The following is a 16,382-nucleotide window of genomic DNA, read 5'->3' as shown; positions in this document are numbered from 1 at the left end:
TCACGCGGCTCAGTGCCCCAGCACTTCGCCACGCGGCACTGCCGCTGCCGCGTGCGGCGTCACGGCCTGCTTGACCAGCAAGGCGATTGCCGACACCAGGCCAGCCGCAGCGATCACCGTGAAGACCTGCGCAAAGCCGAACTGCCGCCGCGTGAGTTCCGCCACGAGCAGCGAGCCGGCGATGCCGCCGAAGCGACCCATGCCCAGCATCCAGGAGACACCCGTGGCGCGCCCCGAAGTCGGGTAGAAAGCCGCGGCGAGCGCCGGGAGCGAGGACTGGGCGGTGTTCATCAGCACGCCGGCGACGAACACGACGACCACCAGCGTGGCGACGTTGCCGCTCGACTGCCCGATGGCCCAGATCGCGACGGCGGTGAGCGCAAAGCCGACGGCGATGATGCGGTTGGGGTTGAAGCGGTCCATCAGGAAGCCGAACAGCACCGCACCGACGCCGCCCAGCGGGAACAGCGCGGCAATCAGGCCCGCGGTCTGCGTGTCGAGCCCGGCCTCCTTGAACAGGATCGGCATCCAGTTGATGAGCGCGTAGAAGATCACCAGGCCCATGAAATAGGCCAGCCACAACATCAACGTGCCGACCACGTAGGAGCCCGACAGCACCAGCGCGATGCCGGTCTTTCCGCTGCTCGCGGGCGCGGCTTTCTCGGTCATCGTGAAAGTGGTGGCGCTGGACGCCGATGCGGAAATCTTCACAAGCACGGCACGGATCTTCTCCGCCGCCTGGCGCTTGGCCACCATGTAGCGCACCGACTCCGGCAACCACATCACCAGCGGCACCAGCAGCAGAAGCGGCACCGTGCCGCCCAGCACCAGCACGCTGCGCCAGCCGAAATGCGGGATCATCCATGACGCCAGGAATCCGCCGAACGCGGCGCCGAGCGGGAAGCCGCAGAACATCAGGTTGGTCATGGTGGCGCGTCGGCTGTCGGGGCAGTACTCGCTCATCAGCGTGACGGCATTCGGCATCGCGGCGCCGAGTCCCACGCCGGTGACGAAGCGCAGGACCGCGAGTTCGTCCAGGCTGGTCGCGAAGCCGGACCACAGGCACGCCACGCCGAACACGATGACCGAGAGAATGAGCAGCCGTCGTCGCCCGAGCCGATCGGACAACGGCCCAGCAGCGAGCGCACCGAAGGCCAGGCCGAACAGCGCCGCGCTCAACACAGGTCCGAGCGCCGGTTTCCCGACCTGCCATTCGGTGAGCAGCGACGGCGCGATGAAGCCGATCGCCGCGGTATCGAAACCGTCCAGCAGGACGATGATGAAGCACAAGGTGAAGATCAGCCACTGGAAGCGGGAAAACCGCTTCTCGTTGAGGAAGGTCTGCACATCGAGGGCAGGGGTTGGCGACGACATTTTTTTATCTCCCGTGGGTTGTCATGCAGCGCAGGTGCTGCGGGTGCGGCGCGATGTCTCCAACGCCGATCGGTGGCTCGCCTCGCGCCTATCGGTTTTCGAAGCGGTTGTAGTCGAGGATGCCGGCCTCCAGCGATTGGTCCTTCTGGTAGCGATCGATCACCGCGTCGCTGAAGGCCCAGAAGTCCGGATTCGTGCGCCGAACGGCCCAACGCCTGGCGAAGGCCGCGTAGTCGGCCTCGGAGCGGAGTTGGCCAACGGCGGCGGTCATCGCCGGCAATTCGCTGGCCTTCACGCGGTAGAACGCATTCGGATAGGCGCCGATCACGCCGGGGACGACTGTCAGCGTGTCCTCATCGGGCCGCAGCTCGCGGCGTTCGCCGAGCAGGTGCGACACGCTGCCATGCGCGGTATTGCGGATCAGGCTGAAGGTGCGCAGGTTGCCATCGGGCGTTTCGACCACCAGCAGCGAGCTTTCGGGCAGCCATTGCAGTGCGGCCCCATGCACGCTCTCGAGTTCGTGAAGCGGCGTCCTCAACGCAGGCGCGACATGCCGGTCGATATCGAAACGCAGGTCCAGCACGGGCGCGAGACGGGTCTTCATCAATCCGAGCAGTTCGCGCTTCGGATCGGTCGTCTTGAACGGGATGCGGCTCTCCAGATCCAGCGTCGTCGCCGGACCACCATAGACCTGCTCGCGCGTGTCAAGGCTGTCGCCGCGGTACCACGCGTCCCGCGTTGCCTTTCGTTGTGCCTTGGGCAGCATCACGATGAAGTTGAACTCGCCTTCCATGCGCAGGAAGTCCATGTAGAGCCGCGAATTGAGCTGATGCCCGACATTGCCGTAGACGTCGTAGTTGGCGACCAGCAGGTAATGGATGCGCTCCAGCAGCGGATAGCCGATGACCCACGCTGTCTTGGGCGACTCGCCCACCATGCCCTTGACGACACTCGCGCTGTCGAAGTGCCGGAAGACCGTGAGCGCCGCGTTGTCGTTGCGACCGTCGCCGTCCCAGATCATTCGCAGGTCGAGACTGCCCGGCCCTTGCAGCGATTGCGCAAGGAAATCCGACTTGGCCTTCAGGTATTCGTTCTCGAGCTTCGCGTAGTACAGCCACGGGATCAGGACTTCGGTGTTGCTGCTGCCGGTCGGCAGGCGCAGCAGGTTGGCGTCCCGCGCCAGCAGGTTCGACTGCGCCGCGTCGAAGGCATCGGTCGGCGCCTGGAAGACGACCCAGAAGTGGTCGTCGATGACATCGAGCGCCATCTGGCCACGGCACACCGGCCCCTTGATGAAACCCATGATCGTGAACTCGGCCTCGTCGAGCATGAAGCGGTAGCGAGCGCTGACCGGCAAGGCCTCGAAGGTGGAGAACGGATTGGCGGCCGTGTCGGCGCTGTAGCCCGGCAAGCGGTTCACCGCAAACGGCGCATCGATGAACAGTGCCCGCCAGCGCGCCATGCGTTGGGCGCCCAGCGCGTAAGGCATGTGCGTCTTGGCGACGATGGTCTCTCGCTCGGGCACGATCCGGTAGTACACGCGTTCCACACCGGGATCGTCGACCGGACGGCGGCTCGCGATCAGTTGCACCGGCTGGCCGGGCGGCGTGGCCGACCGCACCAGCTTGAAGTACTGGCGCTGCGGGTCGTCGTCGAAGTAGAGGTGCGCGAGGAAGAGATGCTCGTAGGCATAGCGGCTGAAGAGCCTTTCCTTCAGCGAATCACCGTTGAAGAAGCGTTCCCACTGCGCCACGCGCTGCATCGCCAGCGGCGTCGGCGCGGCCGGGCCTTCATAGGGGGCGCCCTGCTCCAGCCAGCGAGTCAGCGTGTTGTGCTCGGCCGCACTCAGGCCCGGCAGTCCGAAAGGCATGCCGCCCTGAGGCATCGCGCGCTCATAGTGATCGATCTCCGGGCCGGCCGGGCACATCGCCGAGCGGCCGATGGAGAAATCGAGTCCACCGCCGACGACGCCTTCGGTCGGCAAGGGATGCTGCTGCTTGAGCATGAGCAAGCGGTACATCAATCCCGCGGTGCGGTTCGCTTCCGGCGTCGGTGCATGCTCGTTGAGCACCGGGAAGAAGCCGCGCTCACGCCATTCCGAAGGCTTGTCCGCATCGACGAACAGGCGTGACGGTGTCGCGGCCAGCAGCCGGCTGGCGTCGTACACGGGCGTCTTGCTCGCACCGCGCGCCAGCCCTTCCCACGCCGTTGTCTTGAGCTGGCAAGGCCCGTCGTAGCAGGCGTGGCAAGCCACGCACCGGCGGTCGAGGATGGGCTGGATCGTCTGCGCGTACGACTGCCCCGCTGGCGGCGCCATGGGGTGGTCGAAGCGCTGGGGGTCGGACGGACCGAAAAGGTCGTCGAACCGGTGGGTGGCGATCGTGGTGCAGGCAGCGATCAGGAGGACGAGTGTGAACAGGGATGCGACACGACGCATGCGAACAGCCTTGGATTGCGGGGATGGATCGCCCACTGTACCCGGAGCGCCATGACAAACTGGCGTCCCGCCTACTGTAGAAAACGAAAGACGGACGCGTCTACGCGAAACGTCCCGGCCTTCGCTCGAAATCTCGACACCGAAGCAGGAGGCTTCCGGGCACAAGCATTCTCGCGCTCAGCGCACCGCCTCCATCCGGGTCACGACGAGCCTTCCGTCCACCATCTCGGCCCTGAACCGCACCTTGTCGCCCGTCTGCACCGCATCGAGCATGCGGCTGTCGCCAACCTTGAACACCATCGTCATGCCCGGCATGTCCAGATTGGTCAACGGCCCGTGCTTCAGCGTGACCCTGGCGTTTTCCTTGTCGATCTTGCGCACCTCGCCCTCGCTGAGGTCGCCGGGCGCGGACTGCGCATGTGCGAAGCCGGACATGGCGACCACGCTCGCGAGAAGTGCCTTTCGAAAGCCGAACATCCTTGGTTCCTTTGCTGCTTGTGAATGATCAATGACCTGCATGCCCGCGCGGCTTGCGGACCTGCACTTCGATGCCGGGCGCCGGCGCGCCGCTCGGCGGCATTGCCGACGACCCCGTGCCGCGCGCACGCGGCGCCTTCGCCGCCGGCGCCGCCAGTTCGTGCGCGGCGGTGCCCGGCGGATGCCTGAACCAGCCGGGGTTCGAGTAGTCGCCCGCCTTCTGCCCCTTGCGCACCTTGACCACGCTGAACATGCCGCCCATCTCGACCGAGCCGAACGGCCCCTCGCCCCCCATCATCGGCACCGTGTTGTCGGGCAAGGGCATCGCCATCTCGCTCATGTCGCCCATGCCGCGCTCGCCCATCACCATGTAGTCCGGGATGAGCTTCGTGATCTTGCCGACCACGTCGCGGTGGTCCACGCCGATCATCGTGGGCACGTCGTGTCCCATGGCGTTCATCGTGTGGTGGCTCTTGTGGCAATGGAAGGCCCAATCGCCCTCCTCGTCCGCGAGGAACTCGATCTGCCGCATCTGTCCGACCCCGACGTCGGTCGTCACCTCGGGCCAGCGCGCGGCCATCGGCTTCGGTCCGCCGTCGGTGCCGGTGACGACGAACTCGTGACCGTGCAGGTGCATCGGGTGGTTCGTCATCGTGAGATTGCCGAAGCGGATGCGGACCTTGTCGTTGTGTCGCACGTTGAGCGAATCAATGCCCGGGAAGATGCGGCTGTTCCAGGACCAGAGGTTGAAGTCGAGCATGGTCATGATTTTCGGCGTCGCGCTGCCGGGCTCGATGTCGTAGGCATTGAGCAGGAAGACGAAGTCCCGATCGACCTCGTCGATGAGCGGATGCGGGGCCTTCGGATGCGTGATCCAGAAGCCCATCATCCCCATCGCCATCTGCACCATCTCGTCCGCGTGCGGGTGGTACATGAAGGTGCCCGGCCGGCGCGCGACGAACTCGTAGACGAAGGTCTTTCCCGGCGCGATGGCCGGCTGCGTGAGTCCCGAGACGCCATCCATGCCGTTGGGCAGGCGCTGACCGTGCCAGTGGATGCTGGTGCCCTCGGGCAGCTTGTTGGTCACGAAGATGCGCACCCGGTCGCCCTCGACGACCTCGATGGTCGGCCCCGGCGACTGGCCGTTGTAGCCCCATAGGTGCGCCTTGAAGCCGGGCGCCATCTCGCGCACCACCGGTTCGGCGACGAGGTGGAATTCCTTGACCCCCTTGTTCATGCGCCAGGGCAGCGTCCAGCCGTTGAGCGTGACGACGGGGTTGTAGGGCCGTCCGGTCGCGGGCGACAGCGGCGGCATGGTGTCCGGCCTGCCCTGCAGCACCGGCTCGGGCAAGGCGGCCATCGCCACCTTGTGGACCGATGCGGCTGCGATCGCACCGGTGATGGCGCCAGCGGCGCCCAGGAAATTGCGTCTGTGCGTCATGTTCGTCAATGGGTGGTCGCGGAGGTGGGCCTGCCGACGAGCGACGCGGCGAGCGCGGCATCGGCGAGCCAGAACTGTTGCTGGGCGTTGATCGCGGCCATCACGCTCGCGATCTGCTCGCGGGTCTCGGCGAGGAGTTCGAAGACGCCGATCAGCATGCCGTTGTAGCGAAGCATGTTTTCCTCGGCCATGGTCTTGCGCAGCGGCACGACCTCGTCGCGGTAGTGCCGCGCGATGTCGTAGGCGGTGCGGTAGGCGGAATAGCCCTCACGCAACTGCGAAGTGGCACTGCGCACCGCTGCGTCGTAACGATGGGCCGCGGCGAGCGCCTGCGCATTCATCGCATCGCGCCGTGCCGTTCCCCAGTCGAAGAGCGGCAGGCGGATGTCGAGTTCGTAGCCGTCGCGATTGGCCCTCGCGCCGTTGACGAAGAAGGTGTCGTGGCGCGCGCCCGCTTCGACGTCGACGAAGGTCGACAGCAGGTTCAGCCCTTGGGACTTCCCTGCCACGTCGAGTTGCGCCCGTGCGAGCCGGACGTCGAGCCGCTGGTCGTTGGCCGCCCCGGCCACGTCGCTCGCATCGCGCGGCGCCTTGGGCAGATCGGGCAAACGCTCGGGCAACTGGAGCCTTTCCGCCTGCGCATCATCCAGCCCGAGCATGCGAACGAGTTCCTCGCGTGCAGCGCCGGTCGCGTGCTGTGCGGATGCCAGTTGCGTTGTCGCGTCCGCGAGGAACACCTGTTGCCGCGCCCGCTGGAGCTTGCTGAAGTTGCCCACCTGCTGCATGCGCCGGGCGAGTTCGGCGCTGGCCTGCGCGGCCTCGTTCACCTGCACTGCATATTGGAGCGACTGTTGCGCCGCCACCGCGCGCACCCAGGCCTGGCGCACCTGGGTCACCTGGTCGATCACCGCCGAGGCGAGTTGCAACCGCACCTGCTCCGACTGGCTCTTCGACAGGGCCATGCGTTGCGGCAGCAGGATCAGGTCCACCAACCCGACGGACAGCAGGCGGCCCAGTTCGAGTTCGTCGACGAGCCGCAGGCGCTCGAACTTGAAGACCGGGTTCGGAAGCCGGCCTTCCTGATTCGCCGCCGCAATGTCGGCCCAGCCTTGCGCGAGCAGCGCCTGCACGGCCGGACTGTTGGCGAGCGCAACCTGCACTGCATCGGTTTCGGAAAGCGCGCGCGACAGCAACTCGTCGGCGAACGCCATGCGGGCCTTGCGCTGTTCGTCGGTGCGGCTGAGTTCCAGCTTGCCGTCGGTGAACTGCGATGTGCTGGCGTTGGTGTCGTTCAACACCTCGTCGATGCCGACCGACGCGCAACCGGAAAGCAGGAATGCCGCGGCGGCAAGCGCACCCGGTGACAGGGCGCGCCTCACCCGGGCGCCTGCCACCCGGGCAGGCAGTGTGGCCGGCCAACAGGCCGGCGATGAAAGAGACATGGAGTCCTCGCGATGATCATGAACGGAGCGCGCCAGCGGACCCGCGATGGGTCAGGCGACGCACGATGCATGGAGGGCGCGTCAAGCCGCACCGGTAGCACAAGGCGGCCGGTGGCGCGACGCGATCAGGCGCGAGGAGGTTTGTCGGGAACGTCGGTTGCGAGCTTCGCCATCGCGCTCGCCGGCTCGGCCAGATCGGCCTGCGGCAAGGCGTGAAGCAACGCAACCTGTGTGCTGTCCGTCAGGGCGACGGCATGGCACGCGACACAGGTGGAGCACTTGGCGGCGCCATCGCCATGCGCGTGCGAGGTGTTCGTCCCGCTGTCGGGATGGGCTTGCGCCGCAGCGTCATGGTGGTGCGCGGCGCGGTCGCCGAGGACGCCATGGCCCGAATGACCGGCGTGCGAATCCGCCTTCGCGACCTTGGCGGCGGACTGCTGCGGGCCACAGAGGGCCATCGACGCGGCCGCATACCCCTGGAAGGGTACGGCCAACATCACCAGCCACAACAGGAACACGCGCACGCGGAACATCCGCAGGATTCTACGTCCCGAGCGCTGCGATTCACCGGCTCACTGGATCACCCTGTCTGCCCGGTTCATCACCGACCGCGGCACCGTGAAGCCGAGCCGCTTGGCCGTGTTCAGGTTGATCAGCAGCTCGAACTTCGTCGGCTGCTCGATGGGCAGGTCCGCGGGCTTGGCGCCCTTGAGGATCCGGTCGACGTACCGCGCGCCGTCCTTGCCTTCATTGACATAGCCGGGCCCGTAGGCCATGAGGCAACCGTTCTCGGCGTAGTCGCTCCGGGCGCAGATCGTCGGCAATCCGTTCTCTATCGCCAGTTCCGCGATCAGCTTCTGGTTGGAGTTCGCCACCGGATTCAGCGTGACCCACACCGCCGTGGCGCGCGCCTTGACGGCATCCTTGAACACCTGCGCGTACCTGTCGGCGCTGGTGGCCTCCATCGAGTAGAGCTGGATCCCCAGTTTCTCGGCCGGCACCTGGCTGGCTTCCCACTGCGGGATGGAGCCGGGCGCATTCGGGTCCCACAGCACCGCCACGCGAACCGCCTTGGGATCCGTCTCCTTCAGGAGTTCCAGCCGTTTACCGGTGAGGATGGCCGCCACGTTGGTGACACCGGTGCTGTTCCCGCCCGGCCGTGCCAGGCTCTCGGCCAGTCCGGTGGCGATCGGATCGGTGACGCCCATGAAGACGATGGGCACTGTCGAGGTCGTCTTCGCGGCGGCCTGCGCGGCGTTGGATGTCACCGCGACGAGGATGTCGACGTCCATCCGGACCAGTTCGTCCGCCAGCATGGGGAGCCGCCGCAGGTCCTGACTTTCGTGGCGGTAGTCGATAAGGATGTTCTGCCCTTCGACATAGCCGAGGTCGCGCAGCCCTTTGCGGAACGCTTCCAGCCGCGGCGCGTCGGCGCTGGCCGAGACGGCTGCCAGGTAACCAAGGTGCGGCATCTTCTTCGGCTGCTGGGCATGCGCGAGGGAGCCGACCACCAGCGCAGCGCCCAAAAGAAGCCCCAGGATCTTGCTGCGCATCGATGTCCTCCATGTTGCCAGCAGCGCGAGGTCCGATTTTGCGCCGCTTCCGGGCCATCGCCGGAGTGCATGCGCGGTATCGGGTCGGCCAATAGGCCTAAGACGGCCGCTCTTCCCATCGGACGGATGGCGTTGTCCAATTGGCGGCACATGACGCCCCCGGAATCGTCCCCCGCCTCGCTCGCTGGCGATCTCGCGCCGCCGGCCCGCGCCCGACGATTCGCGGTGTTGTCGCAGGCGGCGCGGGACGTCCACCGCGGGCGCCTGTTCCGCAAGTACCTGCTGCTGATCCTCTCGCTGGTGACGACCGTCCTGCTGGCGTCCAGCGCGATCGGCCTCTATTTCTCCTACCAGGAGAACAAGGCGGCGCTGACCAGCTTCCAGCACGAGAAGGCGGTCGGAGCGGCCCTGCGCATCGAGCAGTACGTCCAGCAGGTCTCCCAGCAGCTGGCCTATGCATCCCTCGCGCAGCTCGACGCGTCGGACCTGGAATCGCGGCGCACCGAGTTCTGGCGGCTGCTGCGCCAGGCGCCCGAGGTCACCGACATCGCCCAGCTCGACCGGGCGGGCCGCGAACAGATCGCCGTCTCGCGGCTGGGCATGGACGTCATGGGCTCCGGCAAGGATCGGTCGGCCGAAGCGCCTTTCCGCGAGGCGCTGCCCGACGCCCCCTGGTTCGGGCCGGTCTATTTCAACCGCGACACGGAGCCCTACATGGTCGTGGCGATCCGCTCCGGCGGCGCGAAAGGCCCCGTCACCATTGCCGAGCTGAATCTCAAGTTCATCTGGGATGTGGTGTCGCGCATCCAGATCGGCCAGAAGGGCAAGGCCTACGTGGTCGACAGCAACGGCCTGCTGGTGGCGGACCCCGACATAGGGCTGGTCCTGCGCAAGACGAGCGTGGCCTCGCTGCCGCACGTGCAGGCCGCGGCGGCGGACGGCGCCATCGAAGAGCAGGCGATGGTGTCGCGCGACATCGGCGGCGCCACGGTGCTGACCTCGATGGCGCCGATCAAGTCGCTGGGCTGGAAGGTGTTCGCCGAGCAGCCGATCGCCGAGGTCTACGCCAAGCTGAACGCATCGCTCCTGCGCGCCGCGGTACTGCTGCTCGCAGGCCTGCTGATTTCCGCGGTGGCGGCCTCGATGCTGGCACGCAGCATGGTCCAGCCGATCCGCACCCTGGCGCGAGGCGCGCGGCGCATCGGCGAGGGCAATCTCAACCAGCAGATCGTCGTCAACACGGACGACGAGCTGGAGGGCCTGGCCGACCAGTTCAACCGCATGTCCGCACAGCTTCGCGGGTTGTACGGCGGGCTGGAACGCAAGGTGGAGCTTCGTACCGCTGAACTGAGCTCGGCGCTGGAATTCCAGACCGCAACGGCCGAAATCCTCCGTGTGCTCAGCCGCTCGCCGACGGACCTGCAGCCGGTCCTGCAGGCGGTCGCGGAGCGCTCAGTGCTTCTCTGTCGCGCGCACGGAAGCCGCGTCTGGCTCCCGGACGGCGATCACTTGCGGTCCATGACGAGCTATCACACCGAGGCAGGCATCGAATCGGGCCGCGACGAAGTGCTGCCCATGAGCAAGGGGTCCGTGGTCGGTCGCGCCTTCGTCGAGCGCCGCACCGTGCACGTGGAAGACGTCGCAAAACTGCTCGATTCGAGCTATCCCGATTCCCGCGACCCGCAGACGCGCCACGGCTTCCGCACCGTGCTGGCCGTGCCGATGCTTCGCGAAGGCGCGTCGGTCGGTATCATCGCCGTGCTCCGGAAGCAGGTGCAGCCCTTCTCGAACGCCGAAGTACGCCTGGTGGAGACTTTTGCCGACCAGGCGGTGATCGCGATCCAGAACGCCCGGCTGTTCCAGGAGATCGAGGACAAGAGCCGGCAGCTCGAGATCGCCAACCAGCACAAGTCGGAATTCCTGGCGAACATGTCGCACGAATTGCGCACGCCGCTGAATGCCATCATCGGCTTCTCCGAAGTGCTGACCGAGCGCATGTTCGGCGATGTCAACGACAAGCAGATGGAATACCTGCAGGACATCCACTCATCGGGCCAGCACCTGCTGACGCTGATCAACGACGTGCTGGACCTGTCGAAGATCGAGGCCGGCAGGATGGAGCTCGACCTGACCTGCTTCGACCTCGGCCTGCTGCTGGACAACGCCCTCACCCTCGTGCGCGAACGCGCACAGCGCAATGGCCTGTCGATGTCGCTGCAGGTGGACGAAGGCCTGAACGAATGGGTAGCGGATGCACGCAAGGTCAAGCAGGTGGTGGTGAACCTGCTGTCCAACGCGGTGAAGTTCACGCCCTCGGGCGGCAGCGTGCGTCTCACCGCCCGGCGCATCGAGAACGCCGGGCAGCCGATAGCCGAAGTGAGCGTGGTCGACACCGGCGTGGGCATCGCCCCCAAGGACCAGGCGTTGGTCTTCGACGAGTTCCGCCAAGCGGGCGGCGATTACCTGCGCAAGGCCGAGGGCACCGGGCTGGGCCTGTCGCTGGCCAAGCGCTTCGTCGAACTGCATGGTGGAACGCTGGGCGTCGACAGCCGCCTCGGCGAAGGCGCGACCTTCACCTTCACGCTGCCGCTCCTGACCCTGGAGGCCATTGGATGAGCACAATCCTGATCGTCGAGGACAACGAGAAGAACATGAAGCTGGCGCGCGACATCCTCCAGCACAAGGGCCACGTCACGCTGGAGGCGAAGACCGGCGAACAGGGCGTGCGGCTGGCGATCCTGCACGAGCCCGACCTGATCCTGATGGACATCCTGCTGCCCGGCATGGATGGCATCGCCGCCCTCCACCGGATCCGCGAACAGCCGGCCCTGGACGCCACGCCCGTCATCGCGATCTCGGCCTCGGTCATGCCCGATGCGCAGCACAACATCGTCAACTCGGGCTTTGACGCATTCCTGACCAAACCTGTCTCGCTCAAGCCCTTCCTCGAAGCCGTGGATCGCCTGCTGAACGAAGGGCGTGCGAAATGAGCGCCCACATCCTGGTCGTCGACGATGTCGCGCAGAACCTCCGGCTGCTCTCGGACCTGCTGAGCGCGCGCGGCTACCGCACGAGCACCGCAGCAACCGGCGAAGACGCGCTCGCCAGCATCGCCGCCGACCCGCCCGACCTCGTGCTGCTCGACGTGATGATGCCGGGCATGAACGGCTACGACGTGTGCCGCGCCATCCGCGCCGATCCGGCCTGCGCGGTCCTGCCGGTGGTGCTGGTGACTGCGCTCGACCCGGAACAGGAGCGCGTGAAGGGCCTGAACGCCGGCGCGGACGATTTCCTGAGCAAGCCCATCAACCAGGCCGAACTGATGGCGCGCGTGCGCTCGCTGTTGCGGGTGAAGACGCTGTACGACGAAGTCCAGCGGCAACGCACGGAACTGCAGGCATGGAACGCCACGCTCGAACAGCGCGTGCAGGAGGCGGTGCAGCAGCTCGAACGCGTGGGCCAGCTCAAGCGCTTCTTCTCGCCGCAACTGGCCGAGGCGATCCTGGCCGGCGGCACCGACGACCCGCTGCGAAGCCACCGGCGCGAGATCACCGTCGTCTTTCTCGACCTGCGCGGCTTCACCGCGTTCACCGAGACCGCGGAGCCCGAGGAGGTGATGGCCGTGCTGGCCCAGTACCATGCCGCGATGGGGCGGCTGGTGCTCGCCCACGAAGGCACGCTGGAGCGCTTCTCCGGCGACGGCATGATGATCTTCTTCAATGATCCGCAGCCCATCCCCGATGCACCGGCGCGCGCACTGCGCATGGCTGTCCAGATGCAGGCGGAGATGGCCGCGTTGAGCGGGCAGTGGCGCCGGCGCGGGTACGACCTGCACATGGGTGTCGGCATCGCGCAGGGCTTTGCGACCCTCGGCGGCATCGGCTTCGACGCGCGCATCGACTATGGCGCCATCGGCACAGTGACCAACCTGGCGGCGCGACTGTGCGGCGAGGCCGGGGGCGGGGAGATCCTGATCTCGCAGCGCGTCCTCAGCGCGTTGCAGGACGGTGCGCCGAGTGCCGAGTGGTCGATGCAGGAGGTGGGCGAGCTAGAACTCAAGGGCTTCCAGCGCAAGGTGCCGGCGTGGCGCGTGGTGGTGGCTGCGGGCTGAGAATCCTCTTAGGATGGAGCCATGAAAATGTCGGAAGCAACCAAAGGCCCGTCGGCATCGGAACTCATCTCGGAACGAATCGCGGAACTTGGCGACTGGCGCGGGGAGACGCTCGCCCGCATGCGCGAGCTCATCAAGGCCGCGGACCCCGAGGTCGTCGAGGAGTGGAAGTGGATGGGCACGCCGGTCTGGTCGCACGACGGCATCATCTGCACCGGAGAGTCCTACAAGGACAAGGTGAAGCTCACGTTCGCCAAGGGCGCGGCCCTCAAGGACCCGGCTCGTCTCTTCAACGCAAGTCTCGACGGCAATACACGCCGCGCGATCGACATTGCCGAAGGGGAAGAAGTCGACGCGTCCGCCTTCAAGGCGCTCGTCCACGAGGCGATTGCCCTCAACGCTTCCAAGTCGAAGCCATCGAAGAAGGCGAAGTCATGACCGATCCGCTGCACATCGTGTGCCCGCACTGCCACACCACCAACCGCGTGCGCCAGGCGCAGCTCGGCAGTGCGCCGGACTGCGGCAACTGCCATCAACCGCTGTTCACAGGTCATTCGACCGCACTGGACGAGGCCTCCTTCGACCGCCACGTGGCGCGAAACGAACTCCCCGTGCTGGTCGACTTCTGGGCCCCGTGGTGCGGCCCGTGTCGCCAGATGGCGCCAGGCTACGAACAGGCGGCGGCTCAGCTCGAGCCCAACGTGCGGCTCACGAAGGTCGACACCGAAGCGGTGCCGGCCCTCGGCACGCGCTTCAACATCCGCAGCATCCCGACACTCGCGCTTTTCAAGGGCGGACGGGAAGTCGCCCGTCAGGCCGGCGCGATGGGCGCGGCCGACATCGTCCGCTGGGTGCAGGCCAACTCAAGGTAGTTCGGCAGCCTGCGACTGCCATCACCGCGCGGGAAGCGCGTCGGGATCGGCGCGCGAATCGATCTTGAGCTGGAGAAAGGCCAGGTCGAGCCAACGACCGAACTTGGTGCCGACTTCCGTCAGAAGGCCGACTTGCTCGAATCCGAGCTTCCTGTGCATCTCGATCGAGCCGACGTTCTTCGCATCGATGCCCGCGACCAGCACATGCTTGCCGATGCGGCGTGCGCGCTCGATCAGCGCCACCATCAACGTCTTGCCGATGCCCGCGCCGCGGCAATCCTTGCGGACATACACCGAGTGCTCAACGGTGTGGCGGTAGCCGTCGAAGGCCCGCCAGTCGCCGAATGACGCGTAGCCGGCCACGGCGCCCGCGCCGTCGATGGCCACCAGCACCGGGTAGCCGGCCCGCTGACGATCGGCGAGCCAGGCGGCACGGTTCGCGGCGTCGACGATTTTCTCGTTCCAGATTGCGGTGGTGTGAAGCACCGCGTCGTTGTAGATGGCGACAATGCCTTCGATGTCGCCTGCTTTCGCATCTCTGACCTGCATCTCTCTTCTCCGGGAGGCCGCAGGGCCCCATGGCCGGATTCTCGCCCAGCCCCGAGCTGCAGGCCAATGGGCAGCCAGCCGTCGGCCTGCGCGCCCGGAGCAGTTGACACCCCTCGGGCCATATCTATGATCGACCGGCTGTACGCGCCACCAACTCCCAAGGCACGCCCCGATTCGATATCAAGCGCAACCGCGTCGAAGGCGCCACGCCGTTGGACGGCGCGCGCTTCGACGCCGTGCGCGCAATCAGGATGAACGAAAGACACGAATGCGCAGACACGCCTCGATCGTGAAGTGGGCCAGCACGCTGCTCGCCGCCCTGGCCATGAGCGGGCACGCAGAGCCCGTTCAATGGCGCGGCGAGTTCGTCTACTTCGCCGATTCCGCGATATTCACCGATTGCGCCAGCGGCAAGCCACGGCCCGTGGCCATCCACGACGACTACCTCGCGCTCGAACGCGCCTACCTGCACTGGCGAAGCGCGCCGGGCGCTCCCCTGCTGGTGAACTTCGTCGGCCGGCTCGAAATCATGGAGCCGATGGAAGGCCCCGCGCGCGAGCACATGGTCGTCGACAGGCTCGCATCGGTGGAGCCCGGAAACACCTGCGAGATGGTGTCGACCGGCAAGCCGAAGCCGAGGGCTTCTCTCAGAGACACCTACTGGAAGCTGGCGGACATCGGCGGCACGCCGGTGAAGATGACGCCCACCCAGCAGCGCGAAGTGCGAATCACCATGGCGAGCGACGGTTCGCGCCTGATGGGATTCAGTGGATGCAACCAGTTGGTCGGCAGCTACGAGGCCGACGACCGCAGCCTGCGCTTCCAGGCCGCCGGCACGATGATGGCCTGCGAGCCCGAACTGATGGAACTCGAGCGCAACGTGCTGCAGGCGCTCGGTGTCACCACGGCCTACCGCATCGAGGGCGAGCGCCTGATCCTCGTMGGCGCGGACGGCAGGAAACTCGCGACCTTCGACGCCGTCTACCTGCGCTAGTCAACGCCCGCGATCGCGGAAGTAGGCCGGCGTCTGCCCGGTCCACTTCTTGAACGCCTTTCGGAAATTCGACACGTCGGAGAACCCGCTGCGTGCGGCGATCTCGTCGACCGACAGGTCCGTGCGTTCGAGGAACTCGATGGCGAGCCGCTCGCGTATGCCATCGATGAGCGCCTGGTAGGTAGTGCCGGCCTCGACCAGGCGACGGTGCAGCGTGCGCGTCGACAGGTTCAGCTGCTCGGCCATCTGCTCGGCGCGCGGCAGGTCGTCCATCCGGTTGAGGCATGCCTGCCGGATGGTCTTGACCAGCGCGTGCTCCTGCCCGATGTCTTCCAGCATGCGGCTGCAGAAACTCGCACACACATCGGCCGTGATCGGGTTGGCATTGGGCAGCGGCCAACTCAGCCATGCCGCATCGAACTCCCATTGCATGACGCCCGCGTCGAACTCCACAGGGCAGAGCATGACTTCTTCATAGCGTGCGGCGTAGGACGGTGCCGGATAGGGCAACAGAAGCCGGCGGCCCTTGTACGGGCGCTCCGTCACGTGGCCGATCAACGCCTGGATCGAGCTGAACCAGAACTCCGTCGCCAGGGGCAACAACGCGCCGAGCGCGATGACGTCATGCCCCTCGAAAATGGCCGCGTCGCCCTCGACCCGGAAGCTCTTCTCGAGCACCGGCCCCGCCAGCCGCACGTGCTTGATCCCGAAGGCGACGGCATCGGCCATGGTCGCACTGGTCAGGACGGCGTAGCCGAAGACACCGAAATCAGAGATGCGCTGGCGCTGGCCGGCGATGAGGCCGATCGCCGGCTCCGGACTCAGGCGCTTCACATTGCCGAACAGCGCGATCTTCTGCAGGTGGGAGATGCGCGCTTCCGGATCGGAGATGGCGCTCGGGGCGACGCCTGTCCCTTCGAAAAGCGCATCGGCACCGACGCCGAGGTCCGCCATCGAATCGACCAGGGCCGCCAGCCCCAGCATGCTGTGCGTCGGCGCGCCGAGGTCGCTTCCATAGCGGGCGACGATGCGTGGCGGCTTGCTGGCCAGGGCTTCTTTGGGCACGGTGGTGAGACGGGGGGGATCGCTGCGAATGTTGTGGCCGATTTTCACCCGAATGTGTCGAACTTGA

The 16,382-nt window shown here is 66.6% G+C and carries 15 protein-coding genes; 6 read left to right on the top strand and 9 right to left on the bottom strand.

Going from position 1 to position 16,382, the window contains the following annotated elements; genetic code table 11:
- Nucleotides 1-9: 9 nt before the first annotated feature.
- The 7 genes from AC1D3B_RS17560 to AC1D3B_RS17530 all read right to left on the bottom strand — a co-directional run bounded on the left by AC1D3B_RS17560 (nt 10) and on the right by AC1D3B_RS17530 (nt 8,724).
- Entirely contained in the window at nt 10-1,374 is a 1,365-nt protein-coding gene (locus tag AC1D3B_RS17560) for an MFS transporter (protein ID WP_478191936.1), read from the bottom strand.
- An 88-nt stretch (nt 1,375-1,462) separates the two neighbouring features.
- Nucleotides 1,463-3,811, bottom strand: a complete 2,349-nt coding sequence (locus tag AC1D3B_RS17555; protein ID WP_478191935.1) for a fatty acid cis/trans isomerase — start codon at nt 3,809-3,811, stop codon at nt 1,463-1,465.
- Nucleotides 3,812-3,988: 177 nt separating this feature from the next.
- Nucleotides 3,989-4,288 (bottom strand): copper-binding protein, encoded by a 300-nt coding sequence (locus tag AC1D3B_RS17550; protein ID WP_478191934.1) that lies wholly within the window; start codon nt 4,286-4,288, stop codon nt 3,989-3,991.
- A 28-nt stretch (nt 4,289-4,316) separates the two neighbouring features.
- Nucleotides 4,317-5,729, bottom strand: coding sequence for a multicopper oxidase family protein (locus AC1D3B_RS17545; protein WP_478191933.1), 1,413 nt, complete (start codon nt 5,727-5,729; stop codon nt 4,317-4,319).
- Between the two features lie 5 nt (nt 5,730-5,734).
- On the bottom strand, nt 5,735-7,108 hold the full coding sequence (locus tag AC1D3B_RS17540) for a TolC family protein (RefSeq protein ID WP_478191932.1): 1,374 nt from the start codon (nt 7,106-7,108) through the stop codon (nt 5,735-5,737).
- 188 nt (nt 7,109-7,296) lie between these two features.
- A complete protein-coding gene (locus AC1D3B_RS17535; RefSeq protein ID WP_478191931.1) occupies nt 7,297-7,704 on the bottom strand; it encodes a hypothetical protein in 408 nt (135 codons plus the stop codon).
- Between the two features lie 39 nt (nt 7,705-7,743).
- Complete coding sequence (locus tag AC1D3B_RS17530) at nt 7,744-8,724, bottom strand: ABC transporter substrate-binding protein (RefSeq protein WP_478191930.1); 981 nt, start codon at nt 8,722-8,724, stop codon at nt 7,744-7,746.
- 150 nt (nt 8,725-8,874) lie between these two features.
- On the opposite strand from AC1D3B_RS17530, the gene AC1D3B_RS17525 reads away from it, so the two are divergent.
- From AC1D3B_RS17525 to trxC, 5 genes are read left to right on the top strand one after another with little or no spacing between them, the layout of a single operon-like run.
- The gene (locus AC1D3B_RS17525) at nt 8,875-11,340 is read left to right on the top strand and encodes a sensor histidine kinase (RefSeq protein WP_478191929.1); all 2,466 of its coding nucleotides are present in this window, start codon (nt 8,875-8,877) and stop codon (nt 11,338-11,340) included.
- Nucleotides 11,337-11,714, top strand: a complete 378-nt coding sequence (locus tag AC1D3B_RS17520) for a response regulator (protein ID WP_478191928.1) — start codon at nt 11,337-11,339, stop codon at nt 11,712-11,714. The genes AC1D3B_RS17525 and AC1D3B_RS17520 overlap by 4 nt, the downstream gene beginning before the upstream one ends.
- On the top strand, nt 11,711-12,835 hold the full coding sequence (locus AC1D3B_RS17515) for an adenylate/guanylate cyclase domain-containing protein (RefSeq protein WP_478191927.1): 1,125 nt from the start codon (nt 11,711-11,713) through the stop codon (nt 12,833-12,835). The genes AC1D3B_RS17520 and AC1D3B_RS17515 overlap by 4 nt, the downstream gene beginning before the upstream one ends.
- Nucleotides 12,836-12,856: 21 nt before the next feature.
- Entirely contained in the window at nt 12,857-13,273 is a 417-nt protein-coding gene (locus AC1D3B_RS17510) for a DUF1801 domain-containing protein (protein ID WP_478191926.1), read from the top strand.
- The gene (gene trxC / locus AC1D3B_RS17505; protein ID WP_478191925.1) at nt 13,270-13,707 is read left to right on the top strand and encodes a thioredoxin TrxC; all 438 of its coding nucleotides are present in this window, start codon (nt 13,270-13,272) and stop codon (nt 13,705-13,707) included. Before AC1D3B_RS17510 ends, trxC begins: the two co-directional genes overlap by 4 nt.
- A gap of 21 nt (nt 13,708-13,728) precedes the next feature.
- Here the strand turns inward: trxC and AC1D3B_RS17500 are convergent, their stop codons facing one another.
- Nucleotides 13,729-14,256 (bottom strand): N-acetyltransferase family protein, encoded by a 528-nt coding sequence (locus tag AC1D3B_RS17500; protein WP_478191924.1) that lies wholly within the window; start codon nt 14,254-14,256, stop codon nt 13,729-13,731.
- 268 nt (nt 14,257-14,524) lie between these two features.
- Between AC1D3B_RS17500 and AC1D3B_RS17495 the strand changes: the two genes are divergently transcribed.
- Nucleotides 14,525-15,250, top strand: coding sequence for an META domain-containing protein (locus AC1D3B_RS17495; protein WP_478191923.1), 726 nt, complete (start codon nt 14,525-14,527; stop codon nt 15,248-15,250).
- On the opposite strand, the gene AC1D3B_RS17490 is transcribed toward AC1D3B_RS17495, so the two are convergent.
- On the bottom strand, nt 15,251-16,363 hold the full coding sequence (locus AC1D3B_RS17490) for an AraC family transcriptional regulator (RefSeq protein WP_478191922.1): 1,113 nt from the start codon (nt 16,361-16,363) through the stop codon (nt 15,251-15,253). It lies immediately after the preceding gene.
- Nucleotides 16,364-16,382 lie beyond the last annotated feature (19 nt).

This window comes from Variovorax sp. P5_A3, from assembly GCF_056400665.1.
Note: the sequence above shows the minus strand (reverse complement) of the source record. Positions and strands in the feature narration are given on the sequence as shown.

Bases quoted from the DNA above. Each gene is read 5' to 3' on its own strand.
- AC1D3B_RS17560 (WP_478191936.1), bottom strand. From the start codon at position 1,374: ATGTCGTCGCCAACCCCTGCCCTCGATGTGCAGACCTTCCTCAACGAG.
- AC1D3B_RS17555 (WP_478191935.1), bottom strand. From the start codon at position 3,811: ATGCGTCGTGTCGCATCCCTGTTCACACTCGTCCTCCTGATCGCTGCC.
- AC1D3B_RS17550 (WP_478191934.1), bottom strand. From the start codon at position 4,288: ATGTTCGGCTTTCGAAAGGCACTTCTCGCGAGCGTGGTCGCCATGTCC.
- AC1D3B_RS17545 (WP_478191933.1), bottom strand. From the start codon at position 5,729: ATGACGCACAGACGCAATTTCCTGGGCGCCGCTGGCGCCATCACCGGT.
- AC1D3B_RS17535 (WP_478191931.1), bottom strand. From the start codon at position 7,704: ATGTTCCGCGTGCGCGTGTTCCTGTTGTGGCTGGTGATGTTGGCCGTA.
- AC1D3B_RS17530 (WP_478191930.1), bottom strand. From the start codon at position 8,724: ATGCGCAGCAAGATCCTGGGGCTTCTTTTGGGCGCTGCGCTGGTGGTC.
- AC1D3B_RS17525 (WP_478191929.1), top strand. From the start codon at position 8,875: ATGACGCCCCCGGAATCGTCCCCCGCCTCGCTCGCTGGCGATCTCGCG.
- AC1D3B_RS17520 (WP_478191928.1), top strand. From the start codon at position 11,337: ATGAGCACAATCCTGATCGTCGAGGACAACGAGAAGAACATGAAGCTG.
- AC1D3B_RS17515 (WP_478191927.1), top strand. From the start codon at position 11,711: ATGAGCGCCCACATCCTGGTCGTCGACGATGTCGCGCAGAACCTCCGG.
- AC1D3B_RS17510 (WP_478191926.1), top strand. From the start codon at position 12,857: ATGAAAATGTCGGAAGCAACCAAAGGCCCGTCGGCATCGGAACTCATC.
- trxC (WP_478191925.1), top strand. From the start codon at position 13,270: ATGACCGATCCGCTGCACATCGTGTGCCCGCACTGCCACACCACCAAC.
- AC1D3B_RS17500 (WP_478191924.1), bottom strand. From the start codon at position 14,256: ATGCAGGTCAGAGATGCGAAAGCAGGCGACATCGAAGGCATTGTCGCC.